Below are 17,605 nucleotides of genomic sequence, written 5' to 3'. Positions count from 1 at the left end.
AGGCCCGGGGGGCCTGCCGTACGGGCGCTCAGGACGCCGTGTGGACCTCCAGCGCGGCCCGTACCGCGGATTCCAGGGCTCCCTCGATCCACGCCGGCTTGATGGAGGTGTGGCAGCCGGCGAAGTGCAGGTTCCCCTCGGCCTTGCGGACGTGGGGGAAGAGCTCGGTGTGCTGCCCGGGCAGCAGTACGGAGGCCTCGCCGTACGCGTACGGGTCGCGCATCCAGGACTGGGTGCGTCCGACGCCGGTGTAGAACACCTCGATCCGCTGCCCGAACACCTCCTGGACCCCGGCGAGCGCCCGCGGGTAGCGCTCCGCGTCGTCCAGGGAGTCCCACTTCAGGGCGTCGTCCGACCAGCTGTAGGAGGCGAGCACCACCCCGCCCGGGCTGCCCTCGACGGGGTAGGAGGGCTGGAACATGAACCGGTTGGGGTTGTCGGTGGCCGAGCCGCCGCCGATGACCCCGGCCGCCTCGGGCTGGTCGCGGGTGACGGCGCGGCAGGCGGCGTAGTGGGCGCGCTGGGCTTCGGAGATGTGGCCCTTGGGCACGGAGGGGTGGGCTCCGAGCAGGATTCCGTCCGCAGGGGTCCGCCCGACCTGGTAGTTCCGGTACAGGCCCGGCTTCACTGCCTCCAGTTCGCGCTTCCAGTCGGCCTCGTCGAACTCCCACCAGCGGCGGCTGAATTCCAGCAGCACCTTGGTGGCCGCGTCGTAGTGGAGTTCGGTGATCGCGCGGCGCTTGCCGTAGGAGAGGGCGGGGGTGACCGGGATGTGCCGCAGTCCGGAGAAGGGGACGGTGACGATGGCGGTGTCACCGGTGAAGGTCTCGCGCCGCACTGCGCCGCCGCGGCCCTCGGAGACCGTGTCGACGGTGACCTTGCCCTCCCCGTGCGAGATCCGGGTGGCCCGGCGGTCCAGTCGTACGAGGTCCTCGACCCGGGCGTAGAGCGCGTCGGCCAAGGTGGCGGTGCCGTCGGGCAGTTCGAAGAAGGCGGTGTCCGGGCTGATCAGCGAGGCCCCGATGAAGCTGTGGATGAAGGCGAGGTGCAGCCGGGAGGTGAGGTTCTCGACGGTTCCGATCAGGTCGATCGTCCGCTCGTCGAGCTTGGCCTCCTCGGTCAGGTAGCGGTACATGGACATGTGGCCGTAGCGCTGGACGACGCGCGCCCAGCCCTCGACGAGCGCCTTGTCCTTCCTGCCCTCGATCTCCTTGCGCACGGGGGCGAAGGCGTTGCGCACGATCTGCGCGGCGGGCAGCGACTCGTAGGCCGCGGGGACGCCGAAGGAGCGGTTGAGGGCCTGCGGGCTGCGCGCGTAGTCGGCGCGGCGGACGCGGATGCCGTTGACGAAGATCCACGTACGGTAGGCGGGGCGGCCGGAGCCGTCGACGTCGACCAGGTGGAAGCGCCGGCGCTTCAGCCCGAGGCTGTCGATCAGCCCGGTGACCAGCGGGTGGCTGTCGGGGATGCGCATGGCGCCGGCCTCGGCGTACTGCTTGGGGTCGGCGAAGGCGGCGGCGGACTTCTCGTGGCCGCCGGTGCGGAAGGTCTTGATCCGGCCGCCCACCCGGTTGCCGTTGGCCTCGATGACGGTGACCTCGTGGCCGGCCTCGCGCAGCAGGTGGGCGGCGGTGAGTCCGGCCGGCCCGGCGCCCACGATCAGCACCTTCTTGCGGTTGCGGGACCGGGGCAGGCCCGTCTTCAGGAGGATGTCCGCGTAACGGGGCACCAGCGGCTGGTCGTCCTCGTCCCGTACGAGGATCGCCCGGGCGATGGTCAGGCAGGTGTCCCAGTCGGGGCGGGCGGAGCCGGAAGGGGTCGTGGGGGTACCGGCGGACGCGGCGGCGACGGTGAGCGCGCCGGCGCCCGCGACGGCGGCGGCGCCCGCGATGACGGTACGGCGGGAGGGGCGCTGCCCGGACGCGGGCGCCGGCGCCGTCGGGGCGGACTCGTCCGCGGGGCCGGGGGTGGGGGAAGAGTCGTTGATCATGGATCAACTTTCGTTGCCCACCCCCTGCTTGATCACCGAAAGCGGCCCCGGCGGGAAACAATCACCCGGACGTGCGGCACGGTCAATCCGGCGCTGACGAACGGGGTTTCGTGTCCGGAACGGCGGCTCGCGGCCGGTCAGCGGATCCCGCGCACCCGCAGGCTCGTGAGCTCGTACCGGGCTCCGACGACGGCCAGCTTCCCGGCGGCGATCCGGGTCGCCAGCTCGGGTTCGGCCCCCAGCGCCGCGCTCACCCGGCGCACGTTCGCCGTGATCGCCGCGTCGATCCGGGCCGCTCCGCGGAGCCTGCGGTCGATCGCGGGGTGGATCTGGTCGACGAGGTACTGCATGTGGCCCGGGAGCGGCGGTCCCCCCTCGTGTGCCTGGACGGCGGCGGCGACGGCCCCGCACGACTGGTGCCCGAGGACCACGATCAGCGGGATGTCGAGTTCGAGGACCCCGTAGGCGATGCTCCCCAGCACCGCCTCGTCCAGGACCTCGCCCGCCGACCGCACGGTCAGCAGGTCGCCGAGGCCCTGGTCGAAGACCAGCTCCGGGGGGACGCGGGAGTCGACGCAGCCGAGGACGACGGCGAACGGGTGCTGCCCGCCCACCAGCGTCCGCCGCACCGTCCGCGTCTGGTCGGGATGCCGCTCGTGATAGGTGCGCCAGCGCGCGTTCCCCGCCACCAGGGCGCCGAGCGCGGTCTCGGGGGAGGTGGGCCGGAGCGCCGCGGCTCCCGCGGCGCGGACGGCGCCCGGGGTTCCGCGGGCACCCGACCCGAGCCCGGCGGCCACGGCCACCGCACCGGTCAGCGCCGCCCGGACCACCCGGCGACGTCCCGGGGCCTCGTGCCGATCAGACATGCCGGATCCCGTCGTCCGCCGTTCCTGACCCTTCACACGCGGGTCCAGTCTCGGCGCGCCCGCACGGTGCCGCAATCGGGGGCGGGGCTTTCATCCGTGCGGCTCAGTGCAGGTCGGACCGCGCGGGGGTGTCGTCGAGGAAGCCGCCCGACTGGTGCTGCCACAGCTTCGCGTAGGCGCCCTCCGAGGCGAGCAGTTCCTGGTGCGTGCCCTGCTCGATGATCCGTCCGCCGTCGAGGACGACGAGCCGGTCCATGCCGGCGACGGTGCTCAGCCGGTGCGCGACCACGAGCGCCGTCCGCCCCTCCATGAGCCGCCACAACGCTTCCTGGACGAGGATCTCGCTCTCGGAGTCCAGGGCGCTGGTCGCCTCGTCGAGGAGCAGGATCGGCGCGTCGCGCAGGATCGCCCTGGCGAGGGCGACCCGCTGGCGCTGTCCGCCCGACAGCTTGACCCCGCGCTCGCCCACCATGGTGTCGAAGCCGTCCACGAGCCCCTCGGCGAACTCCGTGACGTGCGCCGCCTCCGCCGCGCGGCGGATCTCGGCCTCGGTGGCGTCCGGCCGGGCGAACGCGATGTTCTCCCGGAGCGTGCGGTGGAACATCGCCGGGTCCTGCGGCACGTACGCGATCAGGCTGCGCAGGTCGGCCTGGGAGAGCCGGCTGATGTCCTGCCCGCCGATCAGGATCCGGCCGGCGTCGACGTCCGTCATCCGCAGCAGCAGCCGGGTGAGGGTGGTCTTGCCCCCGCCCGACCGGCCGACGAGCCCGATCTTCGACCCGCTGGGCACGGCCAGTTCGAGGCATTCGAAGAGCGGCTTCCCGCCCCCGTGGGCGAAGGTCACCCCCTCGAAGCGGACGTCGGCGGCCCCGGCGGCCGGCAGCGGTTCCGGCGACACCGGGTCGAGCACGGTCGGCGGGGTCAGCAGCAGTTCGGTGAACTGCGCTGCCTCCGTCATCGAGCTCTCCAGGCGGCGGTAGATCTGGTTGAACTCGAACATGATGCGGGTGGCGCTGGAGTAGTAGGCGAAGGCGACCACGACCGCCTCCACGCCGCGGCCGCCGGCGGCGAGCGCGATGGCCAGCAGCAGGCCGAGCGCGTTGGTCAGGACGGACATCGGCGCGACGATGGTGTCGATGCGCAGGTTGCCGTAGTCCCAGGAACGCAGCGTGAGCCGCCGCGACTCGGCGACCCGCGAGCGGTGTTCGGCGGCCTCGCGGTCCTCGGCGGCGAACGCCCGGACCGTGTCGATGTTCATCAGGCTGTCGGCGACGTGGCCCGAGACCCGGGCGATCGCCGCCTCCCGCTGGACGACGAGCGCCTGGCGGCGGCGGATCAGGGGGGCCACGCACAGTGCCGTCAGGACGATCGGCACCAACAGCGCGACCACGAGCAGGGGTTCGTAGTGCCACAGCACAACCGATCCGAAGATCAGCGGTACGAACCTGCCCACCAGCGAGAACGTCAGCGTGTCGACGAACTCCTCGAAGCGCGAGGCGAAGCTCAGCACCCGCTTGGTCAGGGATCCGGCGAAGTTGTCGTGGAAGAACGCGGCGTCCTTGGCGAACAGCTCGTCCATCCCGATCACGTACAACTGCTCGATGCCGCGGGCGTCGAGGCGGTTGAGGCAGTGCAGTCCGAGGCGCCACAGCCCTTCCGCGAGCAGCAGGACCGCGGCGAAGCCGAGGACGTAGGGCAGCAACGGGCCGAGGTCGAAGCCGGCGCCCGTACCGGTCCCGCCGCTCTCGGCGATGCGTGCGACGAGCTTGGCGACGACCAGCGGCGCGATGTAGTCGATGCCGATGTTGCCCAGCGCCGGGAGCAGCATCGCGGGAGCCGTCAGCCACTTGTGGCGGGCCAGCTCCCGTCCGTAATAACGAAGGGCGAGGAGCACCGGGCCCCTGCCCGGCGAACCTTTGCGCGATTCAGGCAATTCCATCCCAACCCTGCTTTGCCGGACCTACAGGACAGGATTGGCAGTCTCCCGCGACGGCACCCGCGCAGTCCAAGCGTTTTTCGCCTAACCGCCCGCCAGCACCGCGGGGGTCGGGCCGTCGGGGCGGACGGTGATGCCGTACGCGGCCCCGGCGGGGAGGGACCGGAAGCGCGGGACGTGCGCGGGCAGCAGGTGCTCCAGGAGGACGGTCGACTCGCGGAGGGCGAACTGCAGGCCCAGGCAGGCCCGGGGCCCGATGCCGAAGGGGAGGTAGCTCCCCGGGTGGGCGGGGCGCCGGCCGGGGGTGGTGAAGCGCCCCGGGTCGAACCGGGCGGGGTCGCCCCACAGTCCGGGGTCCCGGTGCGTGAGGTAGGGGCAGACGATGACGTCGGTGCCGGCCTCGACCTCGTATCCGGCGAGGAGGTCGTCCTGGGCGGCGCAGCGCGGCAGTATCCACGCGGAGGGGTAGAAGCGCAGCGTTTCGTTGACGAGGGCCTGGACGGCCTGCCGCCGTTCGGGGGACCCTTCGGGGCCGGCGGCCAGGGCCTGCTCCCGCGCCTGCGGGTTGCGGTCCAGCAGGAGGTAGAGCCAGGTCAGGGTGGTGGCGGTGGTCTCGTGGCCGGCGAGCAGCAGGGTGACCAGCTCGTCGCGGATCAGCCGGTCGGTGTACTCCGGGCGCGTCCCGGCCGCGTCCAGCAGGACGTGCAGCAGTCCCGGGCCGTCGGGTCCGGCCCCGCCCTCGCGGGCGGCGGCGATGGCGCGGTTCGCCACCGCGTCGACCCTGGCCAGTTCGGCGGAGACGGCCTCCGGGGCGGCGGCGCCGTCGGCGGGCAGCTGGGGCAGTGCGGCCACCACGGCGGGCAGGGCGGCCAGTTCGCGCTCCGTGGCGGCGTCGAGGGGGTGCCCGGTCAGGGAACGCCAGATGGTGTCGAGGGCGAAGCGGCGCATCTCCTCGCCGACGTCGAGGACCTGCCCGCCGCGGGCGTACGCGGCCCAGCGCGCCGCGGTGGTCCGGGCGGCCTCGGTGATCCGCTGCTCGTAGCGGCGCATGCCCGGGCCGGTGAACTGCGACTGCAGCAGCCGCCGTTGCCGTTGCCACGCCTCGCCCGTCGCGGACAGGACGCCGTCGCCGACCAGCAGCCGGGCCCGGTGCGAGCGCTTGACGTACCGGTCCGGATGGAGCGCGAGCACGTGCTGCACGGCCGGGGCGCCGGTGACCAGCACGGTGGGGCGCGGCCCCAGCGGGATCGCGGCGACGCCGCCGAGCCGCTGCTGCGCCCGGGCGAAGAGTTCGACGAGCTCCCCTCCCCCGTCCCGCCACTGTCCGACGGTGCCGGGATCCAGCGCGGGGACCCGGCGGCCGGCTGAGGACGGACCGGGCAGGGGGCCGGGGCGGGCGTGAGTGGCCACGGGCGTGCTCCTGTTCGGCGGCACCGGGTGCGGTCATCACGCACTGTAGGGGAGCGGGCGCGCCGGGCGACACCCCGCCTCGCGCCAGGTCGGGGTATTGCGGGGGGGCTGGTGCGGCCGGTCCGGCCGGTCCGGCCCGTGCGGCCCGTGCGGTCGGCATGAACGGGCGGGCCGCGACCGTGCCCCGCCGGCAGGCACGGACCGACGGGCCAGTCGCTCCCCACCCCACCCCCCAGGCGGGCAGTGGCCGAACTCCGCCGGAATCCGGCTGCCGTTCGCCTGGCGTATGCGTCACCGTCACGCCAGGCTCCCCATCCGGTACGCCGGGCGCGCTCTGCTGAGGGCGCTCAACCGCCCCCAACCGCAGAGGTCGTTCCCGCCATGGCAGAACTCAACCGCCGCCGCTTCCTGCAGCTCGCCGGCGGCGCCACCGCGCTGACGATGCTGAACGAGAGCATCGCCCGCGCCGCCGCCATCCCCGCGCAGGGGACCACCGGCACCATCGCCGACGTCGAGCACATCGTGGTGCTCATGCAGGAGAACCGTTCCTTCGACCACTACTTCGGCGCACTGCGCGGCGTCCGCGGCTTCGGCGACCCGCGCCCGGTGACCCTGCCCAGCGGCAAGTCCGTCTTCCACCAGTCCGACAACGCCGGCAAGGTGACGCTGCCCTTCCGGCCGCCGTCCGACGACCTCGGCATGGAGTTCCTCCAGGGCCTCAACCACGACTGGGCGGGCGGTCAGAGCGCCTTCAACAAGGGCAAGTACGACAACTGGGTGCCCGCGAAGACGGCCACGACCATGGCCCACCTGACGCGCGAGGACATCCCCTTCCACTACGCCCTGGCGGACGCCTTCACCATCTGCGACGCCTACCACTGCTCGTTCATCGGCTCCACGGACCCCAACCGCTACTACCTCTGGTCCGGCCACACCGGCAACGACGGCAAGGGCGGCGGCCCGGTCCTCAACAACGCCGAGGCGGGCTACGACTGGACGACGTACCCCGAGCGGCTGGAGACGGCCGGGATCTCCTGGAAGGTCTACCAGGACATCGGCGACGGCTTGAACGCGGCCGGCTCCTGGGGCTGGATCAACGACGCGTACCGCGGCAACTACGGCGACAACTCCCTCCTCTACTTCAACACCTACCGGGGCGCCCAGCCCGGCAACCCCCTGTTCGAGAAGGCCCGTACGGGCACGGACGCCAAGGCCGGCGAGGGCTACTTCGACAGGCTCCGCGCCGACGTCGCCGCCGGCACCCTGCCCCAGATCTCCTGGATCGCCGCCCCCGAGGCCTTCAGCGAGCACTCCAACTGGCCCTCGAACTACGGCGCCTGGTACATCTCGCAGGTGCTGGACGCCCTCACCTCCAACCCCGACGTGTGGGCCCGTACCGCGCTGTTCATCACCTACGACGAGAACGACGGCTTCTTCGACCACGTCGTCCCGCCGTACGCCCCCGCCAGTGCCGCGCAGGGCCTGTCGACCACCCCCACCGCCCTGGACGTCTTCCCCGGCAAGGCCGGCTACGTCGCCGGACCGTACGGCCTGGGCCCGCGCGTGCCGATGCTCGTGGTCTCCCCGTGGAGCACCGGCGGCTACTCCTGCTCCGAGACCTTCGACCACACCTCCGTCATCCGCTTCATGGAGCAGCGGTTCGGGGTGACCGAGCCCAACATCTCGCCCTGGCGCCGCGCCGTCTGCGGCGACCTCACGTCCGCCTTCGACTTCGCCCGCACGGACACCGGCACGGCCCCGCTGCCCGACACCGGCGCCTGGTTCCCGCCGGACCGCGAGCGCCACCCCGACTTCCGGGCCACCCCGCCGGCCGAGGGCGTCATGCCGCGCCAGGAGAAGGGCCTGCGCCAGACCCGTCCGCTGAAGTACGCCCCGTACGTGGACGGCGCGGCGCTCGTGGCGGAGGGCAAGTTCCGGCTGACGTTCAGCGGCGGCCCGGACCTGGGCGCGCAGTTCTACGTCACCTCCGCCAACCGCACCGACGCCCCGTGGACCTACACCACCGAGGCGGGCAAGTCGATCGCGGACACCTGGAACACCCGCTACTCGGCCGGGGTCACCGACCTGACCGTGCACGGCCCCAACGGCTTCCTGCGCGGCTTCCGCAACCCCGGCACCACCCCCGGCCCCGAGGTCACCGCCCGCCACAACGCGGCCACCGGCAACCTGGACCTCACCCTCACCAATGCCGGGGCCTCGACCGCCACCCTGACGGTCACCAACGCCTACGCCGGCGGCCCGAAGCGCCTCACCGTGGCCAAGGGGGCGACCGTCACGTACACGGTCTCGCTGAAGAACACGCGCCGCTGGTACGACGTGACGGTCACCGCCTCGGAGACCCCGGACTTCGGCCGCCGCTTCGCGGGAAAGGTCGAAACGGGCGCGGCCGGCCTGTCGGACCCGGGCATCCTGACGAACCAGTCCTCCTGAGACGCCGGCCGGCGGCCCCTGCCCGGGCCCCGGCCGGTCAGGGGCCGTTCCGGATTCCCCCGGACCGGCCCCTGACGTTTCCCCGGTCGGCGCTCCTGACTCACCGCCATCAGGCCGAGCCACCCGCTACGGTTCGGAGGTACGGCGCGACCCGCCTCCATGCCCGATCGTTGGGGACCTGCCTTGAGCTCTGTGATCAGCCCGCTGCTCCCCGGCGACCTGCCGCAGATCGCCTCGTACCGGCTCATCGGCCGGCTCGGCTCGGGTGGCATGGGCACGGTGTACGCGGCGCTGGACGGCCGGGGCGGCAGGGTCGCGCTCAAGACGGTGCACCCGCAGCTCGCCGCCGATCCCCAGTTCCGCGCCAGGTTCCATCGCGAGGCGGGGGTGCTCCGGCGCGTCGCCGGGCCGGGCCTGGTTCCCTTCGTCGACGCCGACCCGGCCGCCGGGATCCCGTGGCTGGTCACGGAGTACGTGCCGGGCCCCACCCTGCACGAACACGTGGCCGCGTACGGTCCGCTGTCCGGCGGCCGGCTGCTCCTGTTCGCGGCCGGGACCGCCGCCTCGCTGGCTGCCGTGCACGCCGCCGAGATCGTGCACCGTGACCTCAAGCCGGCCAACGTGATCCTCTCCCCGCACGGGCCGCGGGTGCTCGACTTCGGCATCGCCCATGTGACGGACGGAACCGCCGTCACCCGGACGGGTGTCATGACGGGCACTCCGGGCTGGATCAGCCCCGAGCAGTACCGGGGCGGCACGGTGGACAGCCCGGGAGACGTGTTCGCCTGGGGCGCTCTCGTCGCCTACGCGGCCACCGGCCGCCCCGTGTTCGGGACGGGGGCCCCGGACGTGATCGCGTACCGGGTGCTGCGCGAGGAACCCGATCTCGCAGGCGTACCGCAGGAACTGCTGGGGGTGATCACGGCCTGTCTGGCCAAGGAGCCCGCCCAGCGCCCGGCCGCCAAGGACCTGGAGGAGGTCACGTCCGACCTGCTCGGCAGCGCCGCGACCCAGCTCCTCGCCGTCACCCCGGGGCAGCCGACCGCCGTGCACCACCTGATCGCCACCCAGTGGCGCATGCCCACCCTCGAAGACCCCGCTTGGAACACGGCTGCGCAGCATCCGCCGTCGAGGAGCAGAACCTGGTTGCAGCGCGCGGCGATAGCCGCGGGCGCGGCAGCCGTCGGCGCTCTCGGCGCCCTGTTCCTCATCCTCGTCCCTCCGGGCGGCTCTCCGGAGCAGCCGGTAGCCGCCGCCACCACCTCAGCTCCTGCTCGGGCCGCGGACGATCAACGACCGTCCGCCCCACAGCCGTCGAGCACCACCGCCGCGCCCGTCGCGTCTCCCGCCGGACCGGTCGCGAAGCCCACCCTCGCCGTCCAGCAGCCGACCCGGACCGTGGTCCGCACCATCGCCCCGTGGGCCGTCGGCGGTGACGCCCCCGCGAACGGGGTCGTGGTCACGGGGGATGCCGTCGGGTCGTGCTGGAGCAGCTCGTCCAAGACGCAGCGCACGGACGCCTGGCGCTGCAGCACCGACAGCACCATCCTCGACCCCTGCTTCGCCCCGGACATCGGACCGGAACACCCCGTGCTCCTCTGCATGGAAGGCGACCCGAGGCACATGCGGCGGCTGACCCTCACCGAGACGCTCCCCGGCAACAACTTCCACATTCCGGGCGGCCCCGTCCCGACGCCCTTGATCATCGAGCTCGCCAACGGCAAGACGTGCACCTTCGCCGCCGGTGCCACGGACTCCCTGGCCGGCCGGCGGCTCAACTACTTCTGCGGGGGCGGCGGAAGCGTGTACGGAGACCCGGACCAGGACAGCCCCCTCTGGACCGCCGACTACCGGGCCGACGGGGCGGCCACCCTCGACAGCGTGCCCGTCTCGACCGTTCACCAGTAGCACCGCTCGCGCGTCCGGCCCCGCGTCAGCCGACGGCCAGCACGACCGGGCCGCCGGTCCGGTCGACGCGGGCCGTCCACTCCGGGGGCAGCCGCAGTGACCGGGACGGGGAGAGCCGGCCCGCGAACCGCCGGCGCCACAGCGGACGGCCGTCCTGGTGGACCGTCACCACCGGGGCGGTCAGCGGCTCCCCCGACCGCAGGAGAAACGGCCGCCCGGCGGTGCCGGTGACCCGGTTCGGCGTCACCCACAGGAGCGGGGCCCTGACCTCCAGCGGCGGGCCGGGCTCCGGCCATGGGGCGCCGGCCAGGTGGGCGAGGACCGGGGCGGCCGCGGCGGCGCCCTCCGCGGCGGCGGTGGCCGCGCGTTCGATGCCGTGGAGGGCATTGCCGACCGCGAAAACGCCCGGCGTCGAGGTACGGAAGGACGCGTCCACGCCCGGACCCCGGGTGCCGGGGTCCAGGGGGACGCCGCCGCGTCGGGCCAGTTCGTGATCGGGGATCCAGTCGCCGGTGAAGACCACCGTGTCGCAGGCCAGTACCCCCGACCGGCCGTCCCGGTGGCGGACGGCCACGCCGGTCAGCCGGCCGCGGCCGCGCAGTTCGCCGACCGTGGTCGCCGTGAGGAGCGGGACCCCCGGCACGGCCGCGGCGCGCGGGCGCTCCGTGACCATCGCCACCACCTCCGTACCCGCCCGCCGCAGCGTGTCCACCGCGTGCCGGGCCACCGCCTCGTCGCCCACGACCACGGCCCGCCGCCCGACGGGCAGCCCGTACCGGTGGACCGACTGGAACAGCTCGCCGGTGGTCAGCACGCCCTGCGGGCGGGAGCCCGGCACCAGCCGGGCGCTACGGGGGCGCTCCCGGGCGCCCGTGGCGAGGACCACGGCCCGGGCCGTGATCCGCTCCAGGCCCGCCGGGCTGGTGGTCTCCAGGGTCAGCGGGCCGGCCCAGCCGGTGGCGGTGACGCCGGTGCGGACCGTGGCCCCGGCGGCGAGCGCCGCCTGCGCCGACCGCCGTGCGTACGCGGGACCGCGCAGCCAGGGGCGCGGCGGCCGGCCGAAGCCGCCGTGGTGGAGGTGCCGCGGCATCCCGCCCGCCTCCTCCTCCCGTTCCAGTACCTCGACCCGCCCGGCGCCGGCTGCCGCCAGCCGGGCGGCGAGGGACAGTCCGGCGGGGCCGGCGCCGACGATCAGGACGTCGACCCGCACGTCGGCCGGCACGCCCACCAGCGCGTCGGCCGGCACGAGGACCGTGCGGTTCACCGGCGGGCCTCCTCGAACAGGGCCCGGACGGCGGCCCCGCAGTGGAAGCCCTGGCAGCGGCCGCCCCGGGCGCGCGTACGCCGCCGCAGGCCGTCCGGGGAAGCGGGCGGGACGGTCCCGGCGAGCGCGTCGCGTATCTCCCCGCGGGTCACGCGCTCGCAGTGGCAGACGATCCGGCCGTACTCCGGGTCCGCCGCGATCATCGCCGCGTCGCGGTACGGCCGGGGGAACGCCTCGCCGAGGTTCGGCATCCGCACCGGTTCCCACTCCCGTGCGCCGGACACCGGCAGACCGCCGTCCGCGAGCAGCTCCACCACGTGGGCGGCGATCGCCAGGGAGGCGGTCAGCCCCGTGGAGCGGATCCCGCCCACGCTCACGTACCGCTGGGCGGGATGCGCCCGGATCGCGTAGTCCTCCTGCCCGGTGGCCGCCCGCAGCCCGGCGTACACGGCGGTGACCTCCTCCTCCAGGAGCGCCGGCAGGATCCGCCGGCCCTTCTCCCGCAGCAGCGCGAGCCCTTCGGCGGTGGACCCGGTGGCCGTCTTGTCGTCCAGGTCCTCGGCGGTCGGCCCGAGCATCACGTTCCCGTACACGGTCGGCGTCACCAGCACCCCCTTGCCGCGCGCGTCCGGCACCGGCAGGAGGATGTGGCGTACGAGGCCGCGGGCGAGTTCGTCGAAGACGATCAGCTGGCCGCGCCGGGGCGTCACGGTGAAGTCTGCGTGCCCGAGCAGCCGGTCGATCTCGTCGGCGTACAGGCCCGCCGCGTTGACCAGGTGCCGGGTGCGCAGCGGGCCGCGGCCGGTGCCCAGCGTGTGCGGATCCCCCGGAGTGATCGAGCGCACCTCGCAGTTGAGGTGCAGGTCGACGCCGGCGCGGACGGCCTGGGTCGCGTAGGCGAGGGTGGTCGTCCAGGGGCAGATGATCGACTCGTCGGGCACGTGGAGCGCCCCCAGGAGCCCGGGTCCGAGCTCCGGCTCGCGGGCCCGGACTTCCCCGGCCGGGAGGATCCGGGCCGCGCGGTAGCCGTTGCGTACGGCCTTCTCGGCGAGGCCCGGCAGCGCCGCGAGCTGTTCCTCGTTCCAGGCGACGAGCAGCGCCCCGAGCGGTTCCACCGGGATGCCGGTGTCGGCGGCGTACGAGGCGAGCAGCCGCTGCCCCTCCCGTACGAGCCGGGACTCCAGGGAGCCGGGCACGGCGTCGAAACCGGTGTGCAGGATGGCGGTGTTGGCCTTGGAGGTGCCGTTGCCGACGTCGTCGGACGCGTCGACGAGGGCGATCCGCAGGGGGAGCCGGGCCAGTTCGCGGGCGATGGCCGAGCCCACGACGCCTGCGCCGACGACCGTCACGTCGTACGCGTCGCCGCCGGGCAGCGGGCCGCTGGTGGTGACCGTCATGCCGGGCCGCCGGCGGTGACGGTCATGCCGGGCCGTCGAGCAGGGCCGAGACCGCCGTCCGGAACCGTGCGCGGCGCTCCGCCGCCTGCCCGGAGCCGGCCCTCGGTTCGTAGACGGCGGAGGGCTTCCACTGCGGGACGGCCTCGTGGGCGGTGAGCGAGGGGTCGAGCCCGAGCCGGGCGACCGCCCCGACGCCGAGCGCGGTGGCGTCCGGCAGCGCCGAGACCTCCACGGGGATCTGGAGCAGATCGGCCTGCGCCTGCATGAGCAGCGCGGACCGGGTGAGTCCGCCGTCCACGCGCAGGGTGGCCAGCGGCGCCCCCAGGTCGGCGGCGACCGCGTCCGCGAGCTCCGCCACCTGCGCGGCTATGCCGTCGCACAATGCGTGCACGAGGTGCCCGGCGGTCGTGTCGAGGCCGAGGCCGGTGACCGAGCCCCGCAGGTCGCCCCGCCACCACGGGGCGGCGAGCCCTGCGAGGGCGGGGACGAAGGTGACGCCGCCGGCGTCCGGGGCGCTGCCTCCCACGGTGTCGATGTCCTCGGCGCCGGAGATCACGCCGAGGTCGGTGAGCCACCGCACGGCGGAGGCGGCCGTGTAGACCTGCCCGTCCAGGCAGTAGCTGGTCTGTCCGCCGAGCCGCCAGGCGACGCAGCCGACCAGGCCGGAGGTGCTGCGCCGGGGCAGCGGCCCGGTCTGCGCGAGGAGGAACGCCCCCGTGCCGTAGGTGCACTTGGCGGTGCCGGGCTCGGTGACGCGCTGGGCGAGCAGGGCGGCCTGCTGGTCGACGAGCAGGCCCGTCAGCGGCAGCGGGGGACCGAAGGCGGTGGTGGTGCCGACGCGGGTGTCCGCGTCGACGACTTCCGGCAGCCGCTCGCCGGCCAGGCCGAAGGTGTCGAGTGCCGCCGGGGACCAGTCGACGGTGTCGAGGTCGAGGAGCTGGGTGCGGCCCGCGGTCGCCGCGTCGGTGACGAAGGCGCCGGTGAGCCGGTGCACCAGCCACACGTCGCTGGTCGTCACCACGCCCTGCCGGGTCAGGTGGCGACGTATCCAGGCCATCTTCGGCGCGGCGAAGTACGGGTCCAGCGGCAGCCCCGTCAGCTCCTGCAACGACGCGGCATGCGGGGCCAGTTCCGTGCAGAGCTGCTCGGCCCGGCGGTCCTGCCAGACGATCGCGTCGGTCAGCGGCTCACCGCTCGCCGGGTCCCAGGCGAGTACGGTCTCCCCCTGGTTGGCGAGGCCCACCGCCACCACCGGCTCGCCGGCCGCGGCCAGTGCGGCGCGCCCCGCGTCGACGACCGAGTCCAGCAGCTCACGGGGGTCGACCTCCACACGGCCGCCCGGCAGGTACCGGGGCCGCACGGGGGCGGAGGCGGAGCCGATGACCCCGCGTACGGGACAGACGACGAGGGCCTTGGTTCCCGACGTGCCCTGGTCCACAGCGAGCACCGGGCCCGTCATCACCACTCCGTCCCTGGATATCGGCTTGCGCGTGATCGTCGCTCGGAAGCCTTCCCCAGCGGACGTCGCCCGTCAAGATCCGTCCGCACGGCCGGCGATCACCCGCGGACAGAGCTGACGTGAATTCATATCTTGTATGTGGCTTGATAGTTGCATTTGAAATGTTCCACGGTCCGAACGCTCACACTCGATCTATAGTGATCGCCGATCACCAGGCGCGAAGGCCATGCGATGCGAGGACCGATGACCACGACCACCGCAAGACGCGCCCGTCCCGACCACCCGTCGACCGGGGCGAGGTGATGGCGGGCGGCGACTTCCGGCCCGTCTACCATCCCGCCGGTCACGACAACGAGCTGCGCGTCGCCGTGCAGGACCTGCGCACCGGCCGCTGGGTGTCGATGGCGCAGTTACTCGACCGGACGGACGGCTGGGGGCTGTGGACCCAGCGCACCCAGGTGCTCGCCGCGGTCGCCGCCGGCTCGGACGTGGTCCAGGCCTGGCGCGCCGAGGAACCGCGCAGCGTCGCCGCGTCCGTCATGCACACCCGTGTCGTCGTCGAACGGGCCGTACGTGCCCACCGCGCACGCCACCCCCGCACGCGCGAGCTGTGGCGGGAGGCCTGGGAAGCCTGCCGTGACACCGCCGAGGCCAGCCCAGCCGACCCCGTGCCCTGGGTCTGCCTGCTCGCCCTCGCCTCCCTCGACGAACACCGCTCGATGGACGAGCACCGGCTCCGGGCCCCCGCCGTGATGCTGCCCCCCGGCCCCTGGGGCATCCTCGCCCAGGCCGACAAGCGCGATCCGCACAACCGCGAGGCGTACCACCGGATGCTCCAGTTCGTGTGCGCGGGCACCCCCGGACCCCTCACCGAGGCCGCCAACTTCGTGCACTGGGCGGCTGGTTCGGCTGCGCCCGGGTCCGCCGTCCACCTCCTGCCGCTGTACCTGAGCATCGAGCGCTACCGCCGCGAGCGCGGCCAGGAGAGGGCGCTCGACCTGCACTGGGTCGCCGAGGACTCCGTCCGGGACGCCGGCCACGCCCTGGACACCTGGTTCCGGTACGCCGACCTGCGCCGCGCCTCCCCGCTCGACCTGAACCACCTCGCCCACGCCCTGTGGGGAGCCAACCGGTTCGGCGAGGCGGCCCAGGTCTTCGACACGATCGACCGGTACTGGACCACCCTGCCCTGGGCCTACCGGACCCGCGACCCCGCCGACCAGGAACTGGCCGTGGAGGTCTTCCTGCAGGCCCGGTCCCGCAGCCTCGCCGGCCGGAACTGACCGCCGCTCCCCCGCGGCCCCACCGCCCCACCCCCCGCTCCGCGCTTCGCCACCCCCGCGCTCCACGAACCCCCGGAGGTACGTCCCCATGTCCCGAACCGCGCCGACCGTCCGCCAGGACTTCAAGGCCCCACCCCGGCAGGACGAGGAGGAACGACTGAGGGAGCTCGGCTACCAGCCCGTCCTCGCCCGCCGGATGGGCGGCTTCGGCAACTTCGCCATCAGCTTCTCGGTCATCTCCGTCCTGTCCGGCTGCATGACCCTGTACGGCTTCGGCCTGGGCACCGGCGGTCCGGCCGTGATGATGTGGGGCTGGGTCGGCGTCGGCCTCTTCGTCCTCTGCGTGGGTCTCGCCCTGGCCGAGGTGACCAGCGCCTACCCCACCTCCGGGGCGCTCTACTACATGGCCGACCGGCTCGGCGGACGCCGCTGGGGCTGGTACACGGGCTGGCTCAACCTGCTCGGCCTGCTCGGCGCCATCGCCGGGATCGACTACGGCGCCGCCCTGTTCACCGGCGCCTTCCTCAACCTCCAGTTCGGTTTCGTGCCCACCGCGGGCTCGACCTTCCTGATCTTCCTCTGCATCCTGCTGCTGCACGCCGTGCTCAACCTCTTCGGCGTCCGCCTCGTCAGCGTGCTCAACTCCGTCAGCGTCTGGTGGCACCTGGCCGGCGTGGCCGTGATCGTCGGCGCCCTGGCCTTCGTCCCCGACCACCACCAGTCGCCCTCGTTCGTCTTCACCGAGTTCGTCAACGACACCGGCTGGGCCAACCCGTTCTACGTGGCCGCGGTCGGCCTGCTGCTCGCCCAGTACACGTTCTCCGGGTACGACGCCTCCGCGCACCTCTCGGAGGAGACCTCCAACGCCTCCGTCTCCGCCGCCAAGGGCATCGTCCGGGCCATCTGGGTCTCCTGGATCGCCGGGTTCGCGCTGCTCGCGGGCCTCACCTTCGCCATCCAGGACTACGCGGCCGTCCAGGGCAGCGCCACCGGCGTCCCGCCCGCCCAGATCTTCCTCGACGCCCTCGGCTCCGGAGGCGCCACCGCCCTGCTCCTCGTCGTCATCGTCGCGCAGCTCTTCTGCGGCAACGCCGAGGTCGCCGCCGCGAGCCGCATGGTCTTCGCCTTCAGCCGCGACAACGCCCTTCCCGGCTCCGCCCTGTGGCGCAAGGTCAGCAGCCGTACGCAGACCCCGGTCCCGGCCGTCTGGCTCTCGGTCGTCGTCGCGGGCGTCCTGGCGCTGCCCTCCCTCTACTCCGCGACCGCGTACGGGGCCGTGACCGCCATCAACGTCATCGGCATCACCCCGGCCTACGCCATCCCGATCTACCTGCGCCTGCGCGCCGGCAACCGCTTCCAGCCCGGCCCGTGGAACCTGGGCCGCTGGAGCAAGCCGATCGGCTGGACCGCGGTCGTCTGGGTGGCCGTGGTCACCGTCCTGTTCTGCCTGCCCCAGAAGTCGCCGGTCACCATCGACTCGATGAACTACGCGGTGATCGCCCTGGCGGTGGTCCTGGTCCTGGCCAGCGCCTGGTGGTACGCCGCCCGCCGCTCCTACGGAACCCCGTCGGCCTACGGCAACGCCCGCGAGCAGGCCGAGATCGCCGAGGGCATCGTCTGACCCTCCCCCCGCGCACACTG

At 73.7% G+C, this 17,605-nt stretch carries 11 protein-coding genes; 4 read left to right on the top strand and 7 right to left on the bottom strand.

Annotation, left to right across the window (positions count from 1 at the left end):
* Positions 1-28 precede the first annotated feature (28 nt).
* The 4 genes from ACIPYQ_RS37330 to ACIPYQ_RS37315 all read right to left on the bottom strand — a co-directional run bounded on the left by ACIPYQ_RS37330 (position 29) and on the right by ACIPYQ_RS37315 (position 6,202).
* On the bottom strand, positions 29-1,990 hold the full coding sequence (locus ACIPYQ_RS37330) for a flavin monoamine oxidase family protein (protein ID WP_401258686.1): 1,962 nt from the start codon (positions 1,988-1,990) through the stop codon (positions 29-31).
* Positions 1,991-2,127: 137 nt separating this feature from the next.
* Positions 2,128-2,856, bottom strand: coding sequence for a carbonic anhydrase (locus ACIPYQ_RS37325; RefSeq protein ID WP_401258685.1), 729 nt, complete (start codon positions 2,854-2,856; stop codon positions 2,128-2,130).
* Positions 2,857-2,959: 103 nt separating this feature from the next.
* A complete protein-coding gene (locus ACIPYQ_RS37320) occupies positions 2,960-4,795 on the bottom strand; it encodes an ABC transporter ATP-binding protein (RefSeq protein ID WP_401258684.1) in 1,836 nt (611 codons plus the stop codon).
* Between the two features lie 81 nt (positions 4,796-4,876).
* A complete protein-coding gene (locus ACIPYQ_RS37315) occupies positions 4,877-6,202 on the bottom strand; it encodes a cytochrome P450 (protein ID WP_401258683.1) in 1,326 nt (441 codons plus the stop codon).
* 381 nt (positions 6,203-6,583) lie between these two features.
* On the opposite strand from ACIPYQ_RS37315, the gene ACIPYQ_RS37310 reads away from it, so the two are divergent.
* Positions 6,584-8,653 carry a phosphocholine-specific phospholipase C gene (locus tag ACIPYQ_RS37310; protein WP_401258682.1) on the top strand — a complete coding sequence of 690 codons (2,070 nt, stop codon included), beginning with the start codon at positions 6,584-6,586 and terminating at the stop codon, positions 8,651-8,653.
* Positions 8,654-8,845: 192 nt separating this feature from the next.
* Entirely contained in the window at positions 8,846-10,561 is a 1,716-nt protein-coding gene (locus ACIPYQ_RS37305; protein WP_401258730.1) for a serine/threonine protein kinase, read from the top strand.
* A gap of 25 nt (positions 10,562-10,586) precedes the next feature.
* Here ACIPYQ_RS37305 and ACIPYQ_RS37300 read toward each other — a convergent pair whose 3' ends face one another.
* The 3 genes from ACIPYQ_RS37300 to ACIPYQ_RS37290 are packed head-to-tail and all read right to left on the bottom strand — an operon-like array spanning position 10,587 to position 14,681.
* Positions 10,587-11,825 carry an NAD(P)/FAD-dependent oxidoreductase gene (locus ACIPYQ_RS37300; protein WP_401258680.1) on the bottom strand — a complete coding sequence of 413 codons (1,239 nt, stop codon included), beginning with the start codon at positions 11,823-11,825 and terminating at the stop codon, positions 10,587-10,589.
* Positions 11,822-13,222: an FAD-dependent oxidoreductase gene (locus ACIPYQ_RS37295; RefSeq protein WP_401258678.1), complete on the bottom strand. Its 1,401-nt coding sequence runs from the start codon at positions 13,220-13,222 to the stop codon at positions 11,822-11,824. Before ACIPYQ_RS37295 ends, ACIPYQ_RS37300 begins: the two co-directional genes overlap by 4 nt.
* Positions 13,223-13,244: 22 nt before the next feature.
* Positions 13,245-14,681 (bottom strand): FGGY family carbohydrate kinase, encoded by a 1,437-nt coding sequence (locus ACIPYQ_RS37290; protein WP_401258676.1) that lies wholly within the window; start codon positions 14,679-14,681, stop codon positions 13,245-13,247.
* A 302-nt stretch (positions 14,682-14,983) separates the two neighbouring features.
* Between ACIPYQ_RS37290 and ACIPYQ_RS37285 the strand changes: the two genes are divergently transcribed.
* Positions 14,984-15,964 carry a hypothetical protein gene (locus ACIPYQ_RS37285; RefSeq protein ID WP_361752074.1) on the top strand — a complete coding sequence of 327 codons (981 nt, stop codon included), beginning with the start codon at positions 14,984-14,986 and terminating at the stop codon, positions 15,962-15,964.
* A gap of 88 nt (positions 15,965-16,052) precedes the next feature.
* Positions 16,053-17,585, top strand: a complete 1,533-nt coding sequence (locus ACIPYQ_RS37280; RefSeq protein ID WP_361752072.1) for an amino acid permease — start codon at positions 16,053-16,055, stop codon at positions 17,583-17,585.
* Positions 17,586-17,605 lie beyond the last annotated feature (20 nt).

The organism is Streptomyces sp. NPDC090045, assembly GCF_044747975.1.
Classification (GTDB): domain Bacteria; phylum Actinomycetota; class Actinomycetes; order Streptomycetales; family Streptomycetaceae; genus Streptomyces.
Note: the sequence above shows the minus strand (reverse complement) of the source record. Positions and strands in the feature narration are given on the sequence as shown.

What these genes read in the sequence shown, in the direction of transcription:
- ACIPYQ_RS37320 (WP_401258684.1), bottom strand. Translation starts at nt 4,795, where the DNA reads ATGGAATTGCCTGAATCGCGCAAAGGTTCGCCGGGCAGGGGCCCGGTG.
- ACIPYQ_RS37285 (WP_361752074.1), top strand. Translation starts at nt 14,984, where the DNA reads ATGGCGGGCGGCGACTTCCGGCCCGTCTACCATCCCGCCGGTCACGAC.
- ACIPYQ_RS37325 (WP_401258685.1), bottom strand. Translation starts at nt 2,856, where the DNA reads ATGTCTGATCGGCACGAGGCCCCGGGACGTCGCCGGGTGGTCCGGGCG.
- ACIPYQ_RS37290 (WP_401258676.1), bottom strand. Translation starts at nt 14,681, where the DNA reads ATGACGGGCCCGGTGCTCGCTGTGGACCAGGGCACGTCGGGAACCAAG.
- ACIPYQ_RS37280 (WP_361752072.1), top strand. Translation starts at nt 16,053, where the DNA reads ATGTCCCGAACCGCGCCGACCGTCCGCCAGGACTTCAAGGCCCCACCC.
- ACIPYQ_RS37330 (WP_401258686.1), bottom strand. Translation starts at nt 1,990, where the DNA reads ATGATCAACGACTCTTCCCCCACCCCCGGCCCCGCGGACGAGTCCGCC.
- ACIPYQ_RS37295 (WP_401258678.1), bottom strand. Translation starts at nt 13,222, where the DNA reads ATGACGGTCACCACCAGCGGCCCGCTGCCCGGCGGCGACGCGTACGAC.
- ACIPYQ_RS37310 (WP_401258682.1), top strand. Translation starts at nt 6,584, where the DNA reads ATGGCAGAACTCAACCGCCGCCGCTTCCTGCAGCTCGCCGGCGGCGCC.